The sequence below is a fragment of the Sphingomonas mucosissima genome (genome assembly GCF_002197665.1).
Taxonomy (GTDB): Bacteria; Pseudomonadota; Alphaproteobacteria; order Sphingomonadales; family Sphingomonadaceae; genus Sphingomonas; species Sphingomonas mucosissima.
Genome location: NZ_NBBJ01000001.1, coordinates 209,596 through 224,909, shown reverse-complemented (window position 1 = coordinate 224,909; position 15,314 = coordinate 209,596). Strand labels below are relative to the sequence as shown.

The window sequence follows — 15,314 nt, the reverse complement described above, 5'->3', positions numbered from 1 at the left end:
AGCTTTGGCGCGGAAGACTGGCGCAGCCGCCGGGGAAAAGGAAGGGGCTAAGTCGCTCGGATTAGCCTGTCACTATTGACAGGGGTGTAGGGAGGCGACGAGGCGGCGCCCCGCCCTCCCTCTTTTTGTCAGGCATAGGGTGGCTTGTGCAGTCCGGCGGGCGATACGGTGAAGATCTCGCACCCATCCTCGGTGATGCCGATCGAATGCTCGAACTGGGCGGATAGCGAGCGGTCGCGAGTCACGGCCGTCCAGCCGTCTTCCAGCAGCTTCACGTCCGGCTTACCGATGTTGATCATCGGCTCGATGGTGAAGATCATGCCGGGCTTAAGCTCCGGCCCGGTGCCTGGACGCCCGACATGCACCACCTCGGGCGCATCGTGGAACAAGCGGCCGAGCCCGTGCCCACAAAAATCGCGCACCACGCCGTAGCGATGCGATTCCGCATACCGCTGGATGACGTGCGCCACATCGCCCATCGTGTTCCCGGGCTTCGCCTGCTCGATGCCTAGCATCAGGCATTCATAGGTCACATCCACCAGCCGCCGCGCCTTCAGCGGCACGTCGCCGATCAGGTACATGCGCGAGGAGTCGCCGTGCCAGCCGTCGAGGATCGGCGTTACGTCGACGTTGACGATGTCGCCCGACTTCAGCGTCTTCTCGCTGGGGATGCCGTGGCAGACGACGTGATTGATCGAGATGCAGCAGCTGTGCGTGTAGCCCCGATAACCAAGCGTCGCGGGCACGCCGCCGTGGCTCTTGATGAAAGCATACACCAGCGCGTCGATCTCGGCCGTGGTCACGCCGGGCACCATGTGCGGCACGATCATATCGAGCGTCTCGGCAGCGAGTTTGCCAGCGGCGTGCATGCCGACGAAAGCTTCCGGGCCATACAGCTTGATGGCACCGTTTCGGCCCAGCGGCGCGTCGCTGGTGACGGTAACATATTCGGTCATGGCCGCGGATATAGCGTGACGCGGGCGCTTTTGCGAGGCTATGCCGGGGCTCGCATGGAAACCGAACGCATCTGGACCGCCGCCCTCGTCGTGATCGGTGACGAGATTCTCTCCGGCCGAACGCAGGACAAGAATGTCGCGCAGATCGCACAGTGGCTGAATGTACAGGGCATCCGGCTGGTCGAAGTGCGCGTGGTGGCGGATCGCGAGGAGGCGATCGTGGAGGCGGTGAACACGCTGCGCGCCCGCAACGACTATCTCTTCACCACGGGCGGCATCGGCCCGACGCACGACGACATCACCGTGGATGCGATAGCGGCGGCGCTCGGCCTGGGCGTGGTCCATCATCCACAAGCCGTGGCCGTGCTGGAACGCTATTATGCGACCCGCGGGGGTGCAAGCGAGGCGCGGCTCCGTATGGCGCGCGTGCCGGAAGGAGCCGAGCTGATCGAGAACCGCATGTCGGGCGCGCCCGGTATCCGCATCGGCAACGTCTTCATTATGGCCGGCGTGCCGCACATCACCGCCGGCATGCTGGATTCGCTGACCGGCACGCTTCAAGGCGGCCGCCCGGTGGTCAGTCGCCAGATCGGCTGCTGGGTTGCTGAAAGCGAGATCGCCGATCTGCTACGCGACGCCGAACGCTCCCACCCGGGTGTTGCGATCGGCAGTTACCCGTTCTTCCGCGAAGGGCGCACGGGCGCGAATTTCGTCATCCGCTCGCCCGACGAGGCTGCTGTGGACGCTTGCATCGCTGACCTAACCACTGCGCTGGAGGAAGCGGGTCACAAGGTGTTCGCGGCAGGTATCTAAGGCGTACGCCACGGCGCAGTTCAGAGGCTGCCGCATTGCCCTTGAACAGCCGCTTCAGCCCGGCTGCGTTGCCATGATCCGAATTTAGCCGAGCTCCGCATTGCTGAGGATGCGGGCGCGCCCACGATGCTTGGCCTGGTAAAGCGCGGCATCGGCGCGGCGCAGCGACTCGTCGAGCGTGCGCCGCGAAGCGGCCGTCGTGCCGGCGGAAAACGAGACCGGCCGTTCGCCAAGATGCGCCAGCGGCTCATTCCGGATCCGCTCGGCAATGCGCATCAGCACCGACTGGGCCTGCGCTTCGGTAGCGCCGCGGAAATAGACGAGGAACTCCTCCCCGCCCCAGCGCGCCACCAGATCGGTGTGCCGGACGGTGCCCGCCAGCACCTTGGCAAAGTTCTGCAGCACCCGATCTCCTGTCTCATGCCCCAGCTGATCGTTGACCAGCTTGAAATGGTCCATGTCCACTAGCGCGAGCGCGCCGGTCGTTTGCTGCTCTGGAAGCATGTCCAGCTGCTGCATCAGCCCGCGGCGGTTCAGCACGCCGGTGAGCGGATCGACGCTCGCTTCCCGGCTGAGCTTGCGCACCCGCTCGGCGGTGGCGCCCGCGGCGCGGTTCACACCGGAGAGAAGGCGAGCGGCTAGATCGTTGCCGGAGACGTGTGGCACGTTCCCGATCTCGCCGTCTCCGGCGTCGTTCAAGGCCTTGGCGGCGACGTCGATCGGCGCAAGCAGCGCATAGATACCGCCCACCGCGATGATCGTACCGACGAGGGTTGCCCCCACCACGAGGATCGTGCCGAGCACATCCAGCCGGCCGGTCGCCGCCGCCCAGCCGAGAAACGCAACGAGCGGCAGGTGCGTGCCGATAAAACAGACCGCAAACAGCCGCAACTGGAGGCTGCGCGGAAAAATAAACGAGCTTGCAAGATACAAGCGCATGGCTCGCCTTTCCCCCTAGAAATTTCAGGTACGCCGCACCGTGGCGCATCTGAATCCCTGGGAGAAGGACGTTACCTAAGCGTTAGCACCGCGACAAAGATGGGTCTCGATCGGATGAGTCGAGTCAATCGCCCACCAAATTGGTCATGCGCTCCACGGCTTCGGCGAACTCCAGCTTGAAATCCTGCACCACCTGACCGGCGGGCCGGACCTGATCGACCAGGCCGACCCCCTGGCCAACGAAATAGGTCACCATCTCGCGCGCGGCCGGATCGCCCTTCTGTGCGGCAAGATCACAGGCGCGGATCGCGGGCTCGCTGATCAGACTCTGATACGGCATCGGCAGGGGCCCCGGCGATTCCGGGCCTTCCCAGGCATCGGTCCAAGCCGAACGAAGCTGCCGGGAGGGCTTGCCCGTACGGCTCTTGGAGCGAACCGTATCGCGCGAACTGGCCGCGACCATCTTCTCGCGGAACACGTCCGAACATTCGCTTTCCGGCGTCGCAAGCCACACCGATCCGGTCCAGGCACCGTCGGCACCCATCGCCATGGACGCCGCCATCTGCCCCCCGGTCATGATCCCGCCTGCCGCCAGTACCGGCACGCGCTGCCCTCGCGCCTCCAGGGCACGGATCACCTCAGGGATCAGCACCATGGTCGAAACCTCGCCGCAATGGCCGCCAGCCTCGCCGCCCTGCACCACGAGAATATCGACGCCGGCCTCGACCTGGCGGATCGCATGCTCCTTCGCGCCCACCAGCGCCGCAACGGGAACCCCGCGCGCGCGGCCCATGTCAATCATTGCCTGGGGCGGCACGCCAAGCGCATTGGCGATCAGCTTGATCGGGTGGCGGAACGCCACCTCCAGCATCTCCAGCGCCAGGTTCGGATCGAACGGCGCCGGCGCGTCGGAATTGGCGCGTTCCTCCGGCATGGTGAAGTGATGCTTCTCGGCCAGCTGCCCGACAAAGGCGCGGTGCGCCGCAGGCACCTTGTCCATGATCGAGGCGCGGGTCAGCCCCTTGGCGCCCCCCGTCGCCAGATTCTCGGGGATCAGCACGTCGAGGCCATAAGGCTTGCCGTCGACATGCGCGTCTATCCAGGCGAGCTCCGTCTCCAGGCTCTCCAGCGTGTGCCCGGTCGCACCGAGTACGCCGACGCCGCCGGCGCGGCTCACCGCCGCCACCACGTCGCGGCAATGGCTAAAGGCGAGCAGCGGGAAATCGACGCCCAGCATGTCGCAAATCGGTGACTTCATCGTCCCTCTCCCTGATCGTTTTCGGCCTTCTGGCGGCTACGCAAACGAAAAGGAAGAGGGCGGAAACCGCGTCCGCTTGACGTCGGTTGGCGACTAGAAACTGATCGCCACCCGCGCTGTCACCTTGTCACCCGTGTGACGCGCATTGGCGAAGGGCGGATCCACCACGTCGCTGATGTCCGTACCGGTGTAGACCAGGCCAAGGCTCAGCGGGCCGAGGATATGGTCAACGCCGAGCGACCAGTCGGTATAATCTCCGCCGGGGCGCAGCCGCGCCGCGCGCCGCTCATCATCGACGCTGCCGGTTGAACGGCCAACCGAGGCATTAAAGGTGAACGGCGTCATCGGCACGCCCAGCCGCGCGCGGGCACCAACCCACAGATTGTCCCCGCCGATCGCGCGCTGATCCGGCGCGTAACGCGCGTCGACCCCAACCTCGGCGGGGCCCAGGGCAAAGCTTGCGCCAACCCCCACCTCGGCATAATCGAGCCGTTCAGCCGCCCCGGCAAAGAAATGGCCGGTGGCCAAACCGTTCAGCCGCAACCCGCCGCCGATTTCGCGGGAAAAGCCGCCGGTCAGGTCCGCCACTGCGTCCGCCCCGCCATGACGCGGATCGCCGCGGGTGCCGGTGACGCGTGCGTCCAGGTCGAGCCCGAATGGCACGCCGACGCTCACGCTCGCCGCCGGCGAAAACTGGCCGTCGCTCCAGCTGATCCCCCGCCGCCGCTCGTCTGTCGCGACCTCCACACTGGCACCAAGGCCCGACTGAGCCAACGCTGGCAGGGCCGCAGCACAGGATGCTGCGGCCACCACGATTGCAGCTGGCTTCACGTCAGCTGCGCACCGGAGAGTGAGCGGCGTCCAGCTCCAGCGCCAGTGCTTCCCGATCGCGCTCCGCAACGGCGAGCAGATGCTCGCGCACGCTGCTGGTGCGGCCGGCTACTTCCTGCGCGATTGCGTTCTGCTGGCCCTTGCACCAGCCGGGGCGGCTGCCTTCGATCGGCGCATCGCTGGCGATTGTTCGGACAAGCACATGCCCGGCAGCGCTGCGGGCTTCTCGGTCCACGCTGACGTTCGCTTTCCAAGCGCAACGCAGCGTGTTCGCCCGGCCGCCAACGCCGACGGTGCCGACCTGTTTGTGCGTCACGTCGAGGTTGCTGCGATAGGTAACGTCCACCCGCTGCCCGCGATGATCGAGCTCGACACGATGCGCGTCGACGGCTGGTGCGCCGAGCAACAGCCCGGCCGCGATAATAAGGCTCATGTTCGGTCTCCTGCCTATGCGGCGGGCTTTTTTGCCCGCTCGCGTGACCGCGCCGACCTGCGCGGCACTAAAGGAAATGGGCGAAGCGGCGTATCTGTTCAATCATCCTGCGTTGCCGCAATGATTTGACATGATCCCCTATGCATCGAGAAATCGCTCGCCTATCCTTGTTGGATGATCGCCCGACGCTTTCCTGCCGCCCTGCTCCTCCCCGCTATCGCGCTTTCCCTGAGCGCAGCCGCCAGCGCACCTGAGACGCGGATGCGCGACCTCATTGCAGGTGAAGTGCCGCGTCACGAGGCCCTACTCGAAAAGCTCGTCCGGCAGAATTCCGGAAGCCTCAACCTGCCGGGCGTGAAGGCCGTTGGTGACATGATGCGGGCCGAACTGGAGCCGCTGGGCTTCAGCGTCGAATGGATCGACATGGCCGCCACCGGGCGCGCCGGCCACCTCGTTGCCACCCACACGGGCAACGGGCGCGGCAAGCGCGTCCTGCTGATCGGCCATCTCGACACCGTGTTCGAGCCCGACAGCCCGTTCACCGGCTGGTCGCGCGAGGGCGACCGGGTGACGGGGCCGGGCGTCGGCGATGACAAGGGCGGGCTGGTCGTGATTGTCGCAACGCTGCGCGCAATGCAGGCCGCCGGCACGCTCAAGAATGCTGACATCAAGGTGGTGCTGACCGGCGACGAGGAGAAGACGGGCGCGCCGCTCGATCTTGCGCGAAAGGATCTGATCGCCGCCGGCAAATGGGCGGACGTCGCGCTGGAATATGAAAATCTCGCCAGCGACGGCACGCGTGACTATGCCACCACCGCGCGGCGTAGCTCGACCAACTGGGAAATCGTGACGAGCGGGCGCACCGGCCATTCCAGCGGCATCTTCAACGCCTCGATGGGCTATGGCGCCGTCTACGAGCTGGCCCGCATCCTGGACGAGTTTCGCCGCACGCTGCCCGAACCAAACCTCACCTTCAACGCCAGCGTGGTGGTTGGCGGCACGCCTGCCGCGCTCGACGAACCAGGCGTTAAGGGCACCGCGGAGGGCAAGACCAACGTCATCCCCGCCCGCGCCGTCGCGCGCGGCGATCTGCGCAGCCTCTCGCCCGAGCAGGACGCTCGGATCAAGGCCGCAATGGAAGCGATTGTCGCCAAGCACCTGCCAGGCACGGACGCCTCAATCCGCTTCTTCGAAGGCTATCCGTCCATGCCGCCCACGCCCGGCAATCGTGCCCTGATGGACCAGCTCAACGTCGTGAACCGCGATCTGGGCCTGCCGGAGATGGAGGAAATGGATCCGGCAAAGCGCGGCGCAGCGGATTCCAGCTTCGTCGCCGCCGATGCCGTCACGCTCGGCGGCATGGGGGTGTCCGGTGGCGGCGCCCATGCAGTCGGCGAATGGGTCGATCTAAAGAGCATCCCGCGACAGGCGCTGCGCAGCGCCGCCCTGATCTCGCGCCTCGCTGCCGAGCCGCGCAAGCGCTGAACGGCGCGCGAGAATAGCGGCGGCGCGCCGCGATGCCGTCGGCTATTCTCTTGTCCCCGCGAACTCCCAGGCGACAATGGCAGCGCAGGTTTCCAATCACCGTGATCCATTCGCCGTGAGCTTGCCGAAGGATGCGCCTCCTGCGCCACCACTAAGGGTACGTGCTTCGACAAGCTCGGCACGGACGGATTTAGTCGTTCGAACCAATTGGAGGCGCGTAAACACCTTCACGTCGCCATCGGCAGGCGAAGCCGCACCAGCAGCCCGCCCAAATCCTCGCTCTCCTCCAGGCTGACCGTGCCCTCGTAGATCTCCGCCACGTCGCGCACGATCGCCAGCCCTAGCCCGGTGCCCGGCTTGCCCGTATCCAGCCGCACCCCGCGATCGAAGATCCGGATGCGATCCGCCTCTGGGATGCCCATCCCGTCATCCTCGACCATGATCTCGACGAACCCGGCCTGTGCGCCCACGGTCACGAACACGCTGCCGCCGCCGTATTTGGCGGCATTCTCCACCAGATTGCCCATGATCTCGTCCAAATCCTGTCGCTCGATATGAGCAACGAGATCCTTGGGCCCATCCATGTCGATGCGAACATGCTGGTAAAGTCGTTGCACCGCGCGCTCGACCGACTCGACGCTTGGCCACACCTCTGCCCGGCTGTGGGCCGAGCCGCGCCGGCCGACCGCCCGTGCGCGCGCCAGATGGTGATCCACCTGTCGGCGCATGGTGCGCGCCTCGCGCACGACGGTTTCGGCCAGATCGTCGGCCTGAGCGGTGGCAGCGTTCATGATCACGGTCAGCGGCGTCTTCAGCGCATGGGCGAGGTTGCCGGCATGGCGCCGTGCTTCCTCCGCCTGCGTCTCGTTGTGCGCGACCAGCGCGTTCAGTTCCTCGACCAGTGGCGCCACCTCGACCGGCAGCGGCCCCGCGATCCGGTTGGTGCGGCCGCCACGCATCCGCGCGATCTCCAGCCTGAGCTTGCGCAGCGGCAGCAGGCCGTAGAAGGTCTGCAGCGCCGCCAGCACCACCAGTCCAAGGCCCAGCAGCAGGAAGCTGCGCACCAACGTCCGGCGCAATGCCCCGATTTGTGCGTCGAGCCCTTCGCGGCTTTGCGCCACTTGGAAGCGCCAACGGACATCCGATCCCGGCAGCTTCACGTCGCGCTCGACGACGCGCAGCTTCTCCGTTCCGAACTGCTCGCTGTTGTAGATGTGGACGCCGCGGTCGCGGTGCGATTTGCTGTGTGCGAGCTGGCGATCCCACAGCGATCGCGACGGAAACGCCTCTCGTCCTTGCGCCGAGACCTGCCAGTAAAGGCCGGAGTAAGGCTCGAGAAAGCGCTGATCGGCCGGTTCGCGATTGAAGATGACCTCGCCCTCGGGACCGATTTCAGCCGACACCAACAAGGAGCGAAGCACATATTCCAGCTGGTCGTCGAAATTCTGGGTGACAGCCGTCGTCAGCACGCGATCCAGCGCAAAGCCACCGCCGGCCAGCAGGAGGGAGATCCAAACCGCCGCGATCACGATCATGCGACGGGTCAGCGACCCGGTGTTGGCCATGCGGCTTTCGCCGCTGCTACTCACTTCGTCGCGCATCGGAACCATGCTGGCGCTCTTCTGTTCACCACCATCGAAAGGAGAGCCGTCGTGTTGCGTACCTTTCCGGTGATGGCTTTGGCGGGCCTGGCTGGCCTGCTCGTCAGCCTGGTAACAGGCTTCTTGCTCGCGTCGTGGACCATAGCGGGCATTATTCCGGCCCATGCCGCCCCGCCGGCGTTTGCTGCATCCGAGCCGCAGACGGCGACCGACAGATGGCGCGAGGCGGGGTATGAACGCATTGGTTTGTGGGAGCAGCCGCGCGCCGAGGAGCTTTAGGCCGCCGGATCCTCAAGGCTGTAGCCCAGGCCACGGATCGTGGTGATCACATCCTGCCCCAGCTTCTTGCGGATGCGCGTTACGAACACTTCGATCGTGTTGGAATCGCGATCGAAATCCTGATCATAGATGTGCTCGATCAGTTCGGTCCGGCTGACCACCTTGCCCTTGTGATGCAAGAGGTACGACAGCAGTTTATATTCCTGGGCGGTCAGCTTCACCGGCTCGCCCGCTCGGGTCACCTTGCCCGAACGCGTGTCGAGCCGGACATCGCCAGCGTTGAGCTCGGATGAAGCATTGCCGGAGGCGCGGCGGATCAGCGCGCGCAGCCGCGCGATCAGTTCCTCGGTCTGGAACGGCTTGGCGACATAGTCATCCGCGCCAGCATCCAGGCCCGCCACCTTGTCCGACCAGCTGTCACGCGCGGTGAGGACCAGCACGGGCATCACCTTGCCCTCCTTGCGCCAGCGGTCGAGCACGGTCAGCCCGTCAATCTCCGGCAGGCCGAGATCCAACACGACGGCGTCGTAATTCTCGGTCGAGCCGAGGAAATGCCCCTCCTCGCCATCGGTGGCGAGATCGATCGCATAGCCGGCGCCCTCCAGCGTATTCTTCAGCTGCTGGCCCAGATTGGGTTCATCCTCGACGATCAGGACGCGCATGGTCACTCCTAGACAGAAACAGCGCTGAGTAGCATCGGTGAGCCGTCCGCAAAAGGTGCGGTCATTTGCCGGTGCGACCGATCACCTGACCGGAGCGCCCGTCCACATCGACCCAGATCACCGTGCCCTCGCGAAGAAACTTCAGCGTGTAGACGGCGCTCGGCATCTCGAAATCGAAACCGATATATTGAGCATCCCGCATTGTCGGGATCACCCGCCGCTCGATTTCCTTGATCGACAGGATTCGACCTTCTTGCAGCGCGCGCCAGGCGGCGACGCCGTCACGCTGCTGCTCGCCAGGCTGCGCTACAGCGGGCGCAGACAGGCTCAGCAGAATCAAGGCAAGGCACATCCGCATTCCCGCCAATTAGCGATAAAGGTTTGAACACCTTGTGAATAAACCAAGTCGGCGAGATTTTCACAGGTGGGATCTCTCCCGCTCTGCTCAAAAGCGGGAAATCACCTGCCGCCTGCCTGATCCTACAGCGGCTTGAACGTGACCGGCAGGTCATCCTTGGGCCGCGGGATCGGGAAGATCTGCCAGTCCGCGCCAACTCCCGGCGCCAACTCGATTCGATAGCGGCTGAGCAGATGGGCAACCAGGATACGGATCTGCATGGTGGCGAAATGCAGCCCGATGCACATATGCGCGCCGCCGCCAAAGGGCACCCAGGCGAAGCGATGCCGCCCCTTGGATGATTCGGGCGAGAAGCGCGTTGGATCGAACCGCTCCGGGTCCGGCCAATGCTCGGCCATGTGATGGGTGTACGCCGTGTTGACGCCAACAAACGTCCCCGCCGGGATGCGATACCCGCCGAAGGTGAAATCACGCAGCGCGCGGCGCGGGATCGAGGGCACCGGCGGCATCAGCCGCAGCGACTCCTTGAACGCCCATTCCGTCAGCACCAGCCGGTCGAGCTGCTCATAGGGCACGCTGCCGTCGTTGCTGCCTAGCTCCATCACCTCTTGGCGCAGCTTCTCCTGCCACTCGACATGCCGCCCCAGCAGCATGATCAGGCTGGTGGCCGACGACGTGATCGTATCGTGCGCCGCCATCATTAGAAAGTTCATGTGATCAACGATGGCGTCGTCGGCGAGCGGCTGGCCCGCATCGTCCGTGGCGCGGCAGAACTGCGAGAAGAAATCCTGCCCGCTCCCGTTGCGCCGGCTCGGGATCTCACGGGTGAAATAGTCGACCAGATACTCCCGCGCCTTTACGCCCCGGCGCATCGGCGTGCCGGGCAGCGGCGTGCGGACGGGCGATACCGACGCCTGCACTTCATCCACGAACGCTTGATTGATCCACGACGCCTCCGGCCCGAGCGGAACGCCGAGAAAGCTGGTCGCCGCCAGATCAAGGCTCAGCGCCTTGATCGCGCTGTAAAACGGCATGGTACGGTTGGCCCAGCCGGCGACCTGTTCGGCGATCCCGCTGTTCAGCTCCGCCGCATAATGACGCATCGGCTCGGGCTTGAATGCCACCGACAGCGTCTTGCGGTCGGCGCGATGCTTGTCGAAATCCATCAGCATCAGGCCGCGCGGGAAGACGAGATTGAGGATCGGTCCCCATCCCTGTTCGGACGAGAAATTCTTCTCCTTATCGAACAGGACGAGCTCATTCGCATCCGGGCCCAAGAGCACCACACTGTCGCCGCCGAACGTGCGGTTGCGATAGACCGGCCCATGCTTCGCCACCATGCGATTGGTGAAGCCGATCGGGTCCTTGAGCACCGCAAAGGTATTACCCACAAAGGGCAAGCCGCGGCTGCCGGGAATGTCGTTCAACACCGACGGCGGATTGGCAGGCAGCCAGTGCGGGTTTGCAGCCAACGTATGCGCGTGAGCCATCGACGATTCTCTCCGATCTTACTTACATCAGTATAAGTAAGATCGGCCCACCTTGCCAAGCGCTGACTCGACCGAGCGCTAAGTCGGCGCGGCGCTGGCTACGCCGCTCGACATATCACTCGAGCCTCGATGGTCGCAGCTACATCACGCGAACGTAGACTTGCCGCCTGGCTCCACGCACGCCGCGTGTTCGCGCCGATAGCGCCTCAGCCCAGCCGTTCGCGCAAGTCCAGCATCGCGAGCGCGGCCTGCGCAGCGCCGCCGCCCTTGTCGAGCTGCGCCGGGTCCGCCCGCCGGATCGCTTGCTCTTCGTTTTCGGTGGTCAGGATACCATTGCCGATCGCGATGCCATCCATGGTCAGCGCCATGATCCCGCGCGCGCTTTCGTTGGAGACGATCTCGAAGTGATAGGTCTCGCCGCGGATCACCACGCCTAGCGCGACATAAGCGTCATAGCGCCCGCTCTCGGCTGCCATCGAGATGGCGCCCGGCACTTCCAGCGCACCCGGAACGGTCAGCACCTCGGCGCTGTGCCCCGCTCCCTCGATCGCCGCACGCGCCCCGGCAACCAGCATGTCGTTCAGGTGATCGTAGAAACGTGCCTCAACGATGAGAATATGCGCCATCAGTCTTCCTTCGGTATGCCGGATGCGACCAGGCTGCCCCCTTGGTAGCGCGGGTCGTCGCTGACCTCCCGTATCGCGCCCGGCGGCGCGGGCAAGCCTCGAAGGCCTGCATCGTCAGGCCATTCGACCCCGGCGAGCTCAAGCCCCGCCAGATCGCCCTCGAACCGATCGAGGCTGTAGGTGATGCCGTTGCCAACCAGATCGAACCGTCGCTTGACGACCATCACACCGGGCAGGCCCGCGAGAAGCGCGAACTCCGCCTCATCGAGATAGGTCGTGACGATTGCCCGCGCGAGCGGATCGGCCGCCTCATATTTCTAGGTCAGCTTCAGCGCCACCTGGCCGCTCGCGCTGTCCGTCATCCGCCGCAGCCGCATTCGCGTGCCGCTGATGTAATGGTCTTCGATCAGCAGGTGCGCCGACGGCAGGGCGGGCAAGCGCGCCGGATCGATCAGCCAGCGGCGCTCACGCTCGATATGGGAGTATTTGGGCGAACGCGCTTCGTCCGCCCCCGTCCGCATCATTCCCCAGCGGTGCCCGTGATCGGCCGCTCGCCGACGATCGACAGGCCGTACCCTTCAAGGCCAACCAACGTGTGGTGCGTGTTGGTGAGAAGGATCATTTCCTCCACGCCCAAATCGGCCAGGATCTGCGCACCGACGCCATAGTCGCGCAGCTCCTCGACTTCCGGTGCGCCCGCGCCCTTGCCCTCGGCGCGCAGCTGCATGAAGCGCGACACGACGCCCTTCATCGCGCGGTTGATCACCACGATGACGCCCGCGCCCTCTTCCGCGATCATCTCCATCGACGTGGAAAGCAGTCCAGACCGCTCCGAATTCTCGCCAAACATGTCAACGAAGAAGCTCGCGGTGTGCATGCGCACCAGCGTCGGCTTTTCAGGATCGATCTTGCCCTTCACCAGCGCGATGGTCTCGTCGCCGGTGGCCTTGTTGTGGAAGGTCAACGCCTTCCACTGCCCGCCCCAGCGCGAGTCAAAGGTCATCTCCGCCTTCTTCTCGACCAAGTGATCGTAGCGCCGGCGATAGGCGATCAGGTCCCGGATCGTACCGATCTTGAGGTTGTGAAGCTGCGCGAAGGCGACCAAGTCGTCCATCCGCGACATGGTGCCATCCTCGTTCATGATCTCGCAGATCACGCCCGAGGGATTGAGGCCGGCGAGCCGCGACACGTCGACCGCGGCTTCGGTGTGACCCGCACGGACCAGCACTCCGCCGTCACGCGCGACCAGCGGGAAGACGTGGCCCGGGGTGACGATCTCCTCACGGCTCTTTGACGAATCGATCGCCACCGCAATGGTGCGTGCGCGGTCGGCGGCCGAGATTCCGGTGGTAACGCCGTCGCGCGCCTCGATCGATACGGTAAACGCGGTCTCGTGCCGGGTACCGTTGTTGCGGCTCATCAGGTCGAGCCCAAGCGCATCGACCCGCGACTTCGACAGCGCCAGGCAGATCAGCCCACGCCCGTGCCGCGCCATGAAGTTGATCTTTTCCGGCGTCGCCATCTGCGCCGGGATCACCAGATCGCCCTCGTTCTCGCGATCCTCGTCATCGACGAGGATGAACATGCGGCCGTTCTTCGCCTCGTCGATGATCTCTTCGGGGCTCGAGAGGAAGGCGTGGCGCAAACGCGCGAGTTCAGCGGGCTTTTGCACGATAATGTTCCATCCGTTGGAGATAGCGGGCGAGCACATCGATCTCGATGTTGACGGCGCTGCCCGGCGCCAGATCCGAAAGCGTCGTCACGGCCTGAGTGTGCGGAATGATGTTGATCGCGAAATGGGTCGATCCGTCTGCGGCATCGGTCACTTCGTTGACGGTGAGCGAGACGCCGTCGATCGTCACTGATCCCTTGGGCGCAAGGAACGGTGCTAGATCGCTGGTGACACGAAAACTAACCCGCTTCGAATCGCCGTCGGCGCGAATGTCGATCACTTCGGCGATGCCGTCGACATGGCCCGTGACGATATGGCCGCCCAGCTCGTCGCCGAGCTTCATCGCGCGTTCCAGGTTCAGCCGGCGGCCCTCGATCCACTGGCCCTGCGCGGTCCGGCCGATGGTTTCGCCCGACACGTCAAAGGCAAGCCAGTTCGGTCCCTTGTCCACCACAGTCAGGCATACGCCCGAACACGCGACCGAAGCGCCCAGATCGATATCGGGGGTTTCGTAATTGGTGCCAACCACCACGCGCGTGTCCCCGCGCGTTTCCACGCGGGTGATGTGGCCAACGTCGGTTATGATCCCGGTAAACATCGGACACGCTCGTAGACCTCGAGCCGGTCCCTGCCAAGCTGGCGCGTATCCGTACATGTCCAGCGATCGTGCGCGTCGCCAAGTGCCCCGAGACCAATGTCGCCGAGCGCCGCACGCCCCCGTCCGATCAGGATCGGCGCGCGATAGAGAACCAGCCGATCGACTAGATCCTGCGCCAGAAACGCAGCCGCAGCCCCCGCTCCGCCTTCGATGAACAGATGATCACCTGGCAGGTCGGCAATGGCTGCGGGCGAATCGATCCAGGCGGTGTCTCCCTCGCCGCGCGCGCTCGACAAAACCACCCGAGATGGCGAACGCGACTCGAGCCCCGGCAAGCGAACGTCCAGCTTCGGCTGGTCCACGTCCCACGTGCCCCGGCCGACGAGGACCGCCTCATGCCGGCTACGTTCAAGGTGCGCATGCGCGCGGGCCTCCGGCCCAGTGATCCAGCGGCTTTCGCCATCGGCCATGGCGATGCAGCCATCGAGCGATGTGGCGAGCTTCAGCGTCACATGCGGACGGCCATTCTCGATCCGGCTGAGAAACCCCGCCATCGTCGCACGCGCTTCATCGGCCCGCACGCCAGCGATCGTCTCGATCCCGGCAGCCGCGAGCCGCGCCAGCCCCTTGCCATTGGTACGGGGATCGGGGTCGCCCAGCGCAACAACGACGCGCGCCACCTTGGCCGCAAGCAGCAGATCGGCGCAGGCCGGCCCACGCGCGGACACATGCGCGCACGGCTCCAGCGTAACGTACACCGTGGCGCCGACCGCCGCCGCGCCTGCATCCGCCAGCGCCATCGCTTCGGCATGCGGGCGGCCGCCCGGCTGGGTCCAGCCACGCCCGACGACCATGCCATCGCGTACAATCACGCATCCGACCGAAGGATTGGGGCTCGTCTGCCCCCGGCCGCGCGACGCCAGCGTCAGCGCCGCTCCCATCCAACGCGCGTCGTCGGCGCTTACAGGCCCCATTTCTTCAGCTTGTCATCGGCACGCTGAAACGACGCGCGAAGTTCCGCGCGGCGCCGATTTTCCTCGTCGATTTGCTTTTGCTTGATCGGCCCATCGATCGCCTGCTGCGCGATGATCTCGGCATCGGTGCGATCGAGCCGCCATTGCTGCACATAGATGATCTCGGGCCTGTACGCCTTCTCAACCTTTGAATCCTTGGCAAAGCCAATGAGCAAAAGGCCGGTCAGCACCACCGAAAGAAACAGGAAGATCAGCTCGTGCTTCTGGCGCTGGTGCAGAAACAGGCGAAGGTCGCGCACTGCCCGCAGCGGGCTCATCCGGGCAAAGAATTGCATGGAT

Annotated in this window: 19 protein-coding genes; 3 read left to right on the top strand and 16 right to left on the bottom strand. The window is 65.1% G+C overall.

Annotation, left to right across the window (positions count from 1 at the left end; all coding sequences use genetic code 11):
• Positions 1–128 precede the first annotated feature (128 nt).
• Positions 129–956, bottom strand: a complete 828-nt coding sequence (gene map, locus SPMU_RS01090) for a type I methionyl aminopeptidase (RefSeq protein WP_088331105.1) — start codon at positions 954–956, stop codon at positions 129–131.
• A 54-nt stretch (positions 957–1,010) separates the two neighbouring features.
• On the opposite strand from map, the gene SPMU_RS01085 reads away from it, so the two are divergent.
• A complete protein-coding gene (locus tag SPMU_RS01085) occupies positions 1,011–1,769 on the top strand; it encodes a competence/damage-inducible protein A (RefSeq protein WP_088331103.1) in 759 nt (252 codons plus the stop codon).
• Between the two features lie 84 nt (positions 1,770–1,853).
• Here SPMU_RS01085 and SPMU_RS01080 read toward each other — a convergent pair whose 3' ends face one another.
• From SPMU_RS01080 to SPMU_RS01065, 4 genes are all read right to left on the bottom strand, one after another.
• Entirely contained in the window at positions 1,854–2,708 is an 855-nt protein-coding gene (locus SPMU_RS01080) for a GGDEF domain-containing protein (RefSeq protein ID WP_088331101.1), read from the bottom strand.
• A 124-nt stretch (positions 2,709–2,832) separates the two neighbouring features.
• Positions 2,833–3,966, bottom strand: coding sequence for an NAD(P)H-dependent flavin oxidoreductase (locus tag SPMU_RS01075; RefSeq protein WP_088331099.1), 1,134 nt, complete (start codon positions 3,964–3,966; stop codon positions 2,833–2,835).
• Positions 3,967–4,059: 93 nt separating this feature from the next.
• A complete protein-coding gene (locus SPMU_RS01070; RefSeq protein ID WP_088331097.1) occupies positions 4,060–4,797 on the bottom strand; it encodes a TorF family putative porin in 738 nt (245 codons plus the stop codon).
• 1 nt (position 4,798) lies between these two features.
• Entirely contained in the window at positions 4,799–5,230 is a 432-nt protein-coding gene (locus tag SPMU_RS01065; protein WP_088331095.1) for a hypothetical protein, read from the bottom strand.
• Between the two features lie 174 nt (positions 5,231–5,404).
• Here SPMU_RS01065 and SPMU_RS01060 point away from each other — a divergent pair, with 174 nt between their 5' ends.
• A complete protein-coding gene (locus SPMU_RS01060) occupies positions 5,405–6,715 on the top strand; it encodes a M20/M25/M40 family metallo-hydrolase (RefSeq protein WP_088331093.1) in 1,311 nt (436 codons plus the stop codon).
• Between the two features lie 227 nt (positions 6,716–6,942).
• Here the strand turns inward: SPMU_RS01060 and SPMU_RS01055 are convergent, their stop codons facing one another.
• On the bottom strand, positions 6,943–8,250 hold the full coding sequence (locus SPMU_RS01055; protein WP_088333077.1) for a sensor histidine kinase: 1,308 nt from the start codon (positions 8,248–8,250) through the stop codon (positions 6,943–6,945).
• Between the two features lie 117 nt (positions 8,251–8,367).
• Here SPMU_RS01055 and SPMU_RS01050 point away from each other — a divergent pair, with 117 nt between their 5' ends.
• The gene (locus SPMU_RS01050) at positions 8,368–8,595 is read left to right on the top strand and encodes a hypothetical protein (protein ID WP_140418368.1); all 228 of its coding nucleotides are present in this window, start codon (positions 8,368–8,370) and stop codon (positions 8,593–8,595) included.
• Here the strand turns inward: SPMU_RS01050 and SPMU_RS01045 are convergent.
• The 10 genes from SPMU_RS01045 to SPMU_RS01005 form a co-directional block, all read right to left on the bottom strand.
• Positions 8,592–9,257 (bottom strand): response regulator transcription factor, encoded by a 666-nt coding sequence (locus SPMU_RS01045; protein WP_088331089.1) that lies wholly within the window; start codon positions 9,255–9,257, stop codon positions 8,592–8,594. The genes SPMU_RS01050 and SPMU_RS01045 overlap by 4 nt on opposite strands.
• A gap of 61 nt (positions 9,258–9,318) precedes the next feature.
• Positions 9,319–9,609, bottom strand: a complete 291-nt coding sequence (locus SPMU_RS01040) for a hypothetical protein (RefSeq protein ID WP_342746426.1) — start codon at positions 9,607–9,609, stop codon at positions 9,319–9,321.
• A gap of 128 nt (positions 9,610–9,737) precedes the next feature.
• A complete protein-coding gene (locus tag SPMU_RS01035; RefSeq protein WP_088331085.1) occupies positions 9,738–11,105 on the bottom strand; it encodes a cytochrome P450 in 1,368 nt (455 codons plus the stop codon).
• A gap of 206 nt (positions 11,106–11,311) precedes the next feature.
• The gene (gene ribH / locus SPMU_RS01030; RefSeq protein ID WP_088331083.1) at positions 11,312–11,731 is read right to left on the bottom strand and encodes a 6,7-dimethyl-8-ribityllumazine synthase; all 420 of its coding nucleotides are present in this window, start codon (positions 11,729–11,731) and stop codon (positions 11,312–11,314) included.
• Complete coding sequence (locus SPMU_RS17130) at positions 11,731–11,955, bottom strand: hypothetical protein (protein ID WP_245832646.1); 225 nt, start codon at positions 11,953–11,955, stop codon at positions 11,731–11,733. The genes ribH and SPMU_RS17130 overlap by 1 nt, the downstream gene beginning before the upstream one ends.
• A 93-nt stretch (positions 11,956–12,048) precedes the next feature.
• Entirely contained in the window at positions 12,049–12,255 is a 207-nt protein-coding gene (locus SPMU_RS17125; protein WP_245832645.1) for a hypothetical protein, read from the bottom strand.
• The gene (gene ribB, locus SPMU_RS01020; RefSeq protein ID WP_088331081.1) at positions 12,252–13,442 is read right to left on the bottom strand and encodes a 3,4-dihydroxy-2-butanone-4-phosphate synthase; all 1,191 of its coding nucleotides are present in this window, start codon (positions 13,440–13,442) and stop codon (positions 12,252–12,254) included. Before ribB ends, SPMU_RS17125 begins: the two co-directional genes overlap by 4 nt.
• Positions 13,387–14,001, bottom strand: a complete 615-nt coding sequence (locus tag SPMU_RS01015) for a riboflavin synthase (RefSeq protein ID WP_088331079.1) — start codon at positions 13,999–14,001, stop codon at positions 13,387–13,389. Before SPMU_RS01015 ends, ribB begins: the two co-directional genes overlap by 56 nt.
• The gene (gene ribD, locus SPMU_RS01010) at positions 13,983–14,975 is read right to left on the bottom strand and encodes a bifunctional diaminohydroxyphosphoribosylaminopyrimidine deaminase/5-amino-6-(5-phosphoribosylamino)uracil reductase RibD (RefSeq protein WP_245832644.1); all 993 of its coding nucleotides are present in this window, start codon (positions 14,973–14,975) and stop codon (positions 13,983–13,985) included. The genes SPMU_RS01015 and ribD overlap by 19 nt, the downstream gene beginning before the upstream one ends.
• Entirely contained in the window at positions 14,963–15,310 is a 348-nt protein-coding gene (locus tag SPMU_RS01005) for a hypothetical protein (RefSeq protein WP_088331077.1), read from the bottom strand. The genes ribD and SPMU_RS01005 overlap by 13 nt, the downstream gene beginning before the upstream one ends.
• Positions 15,311–15,314: the final 4 nt, after the last annotated feature.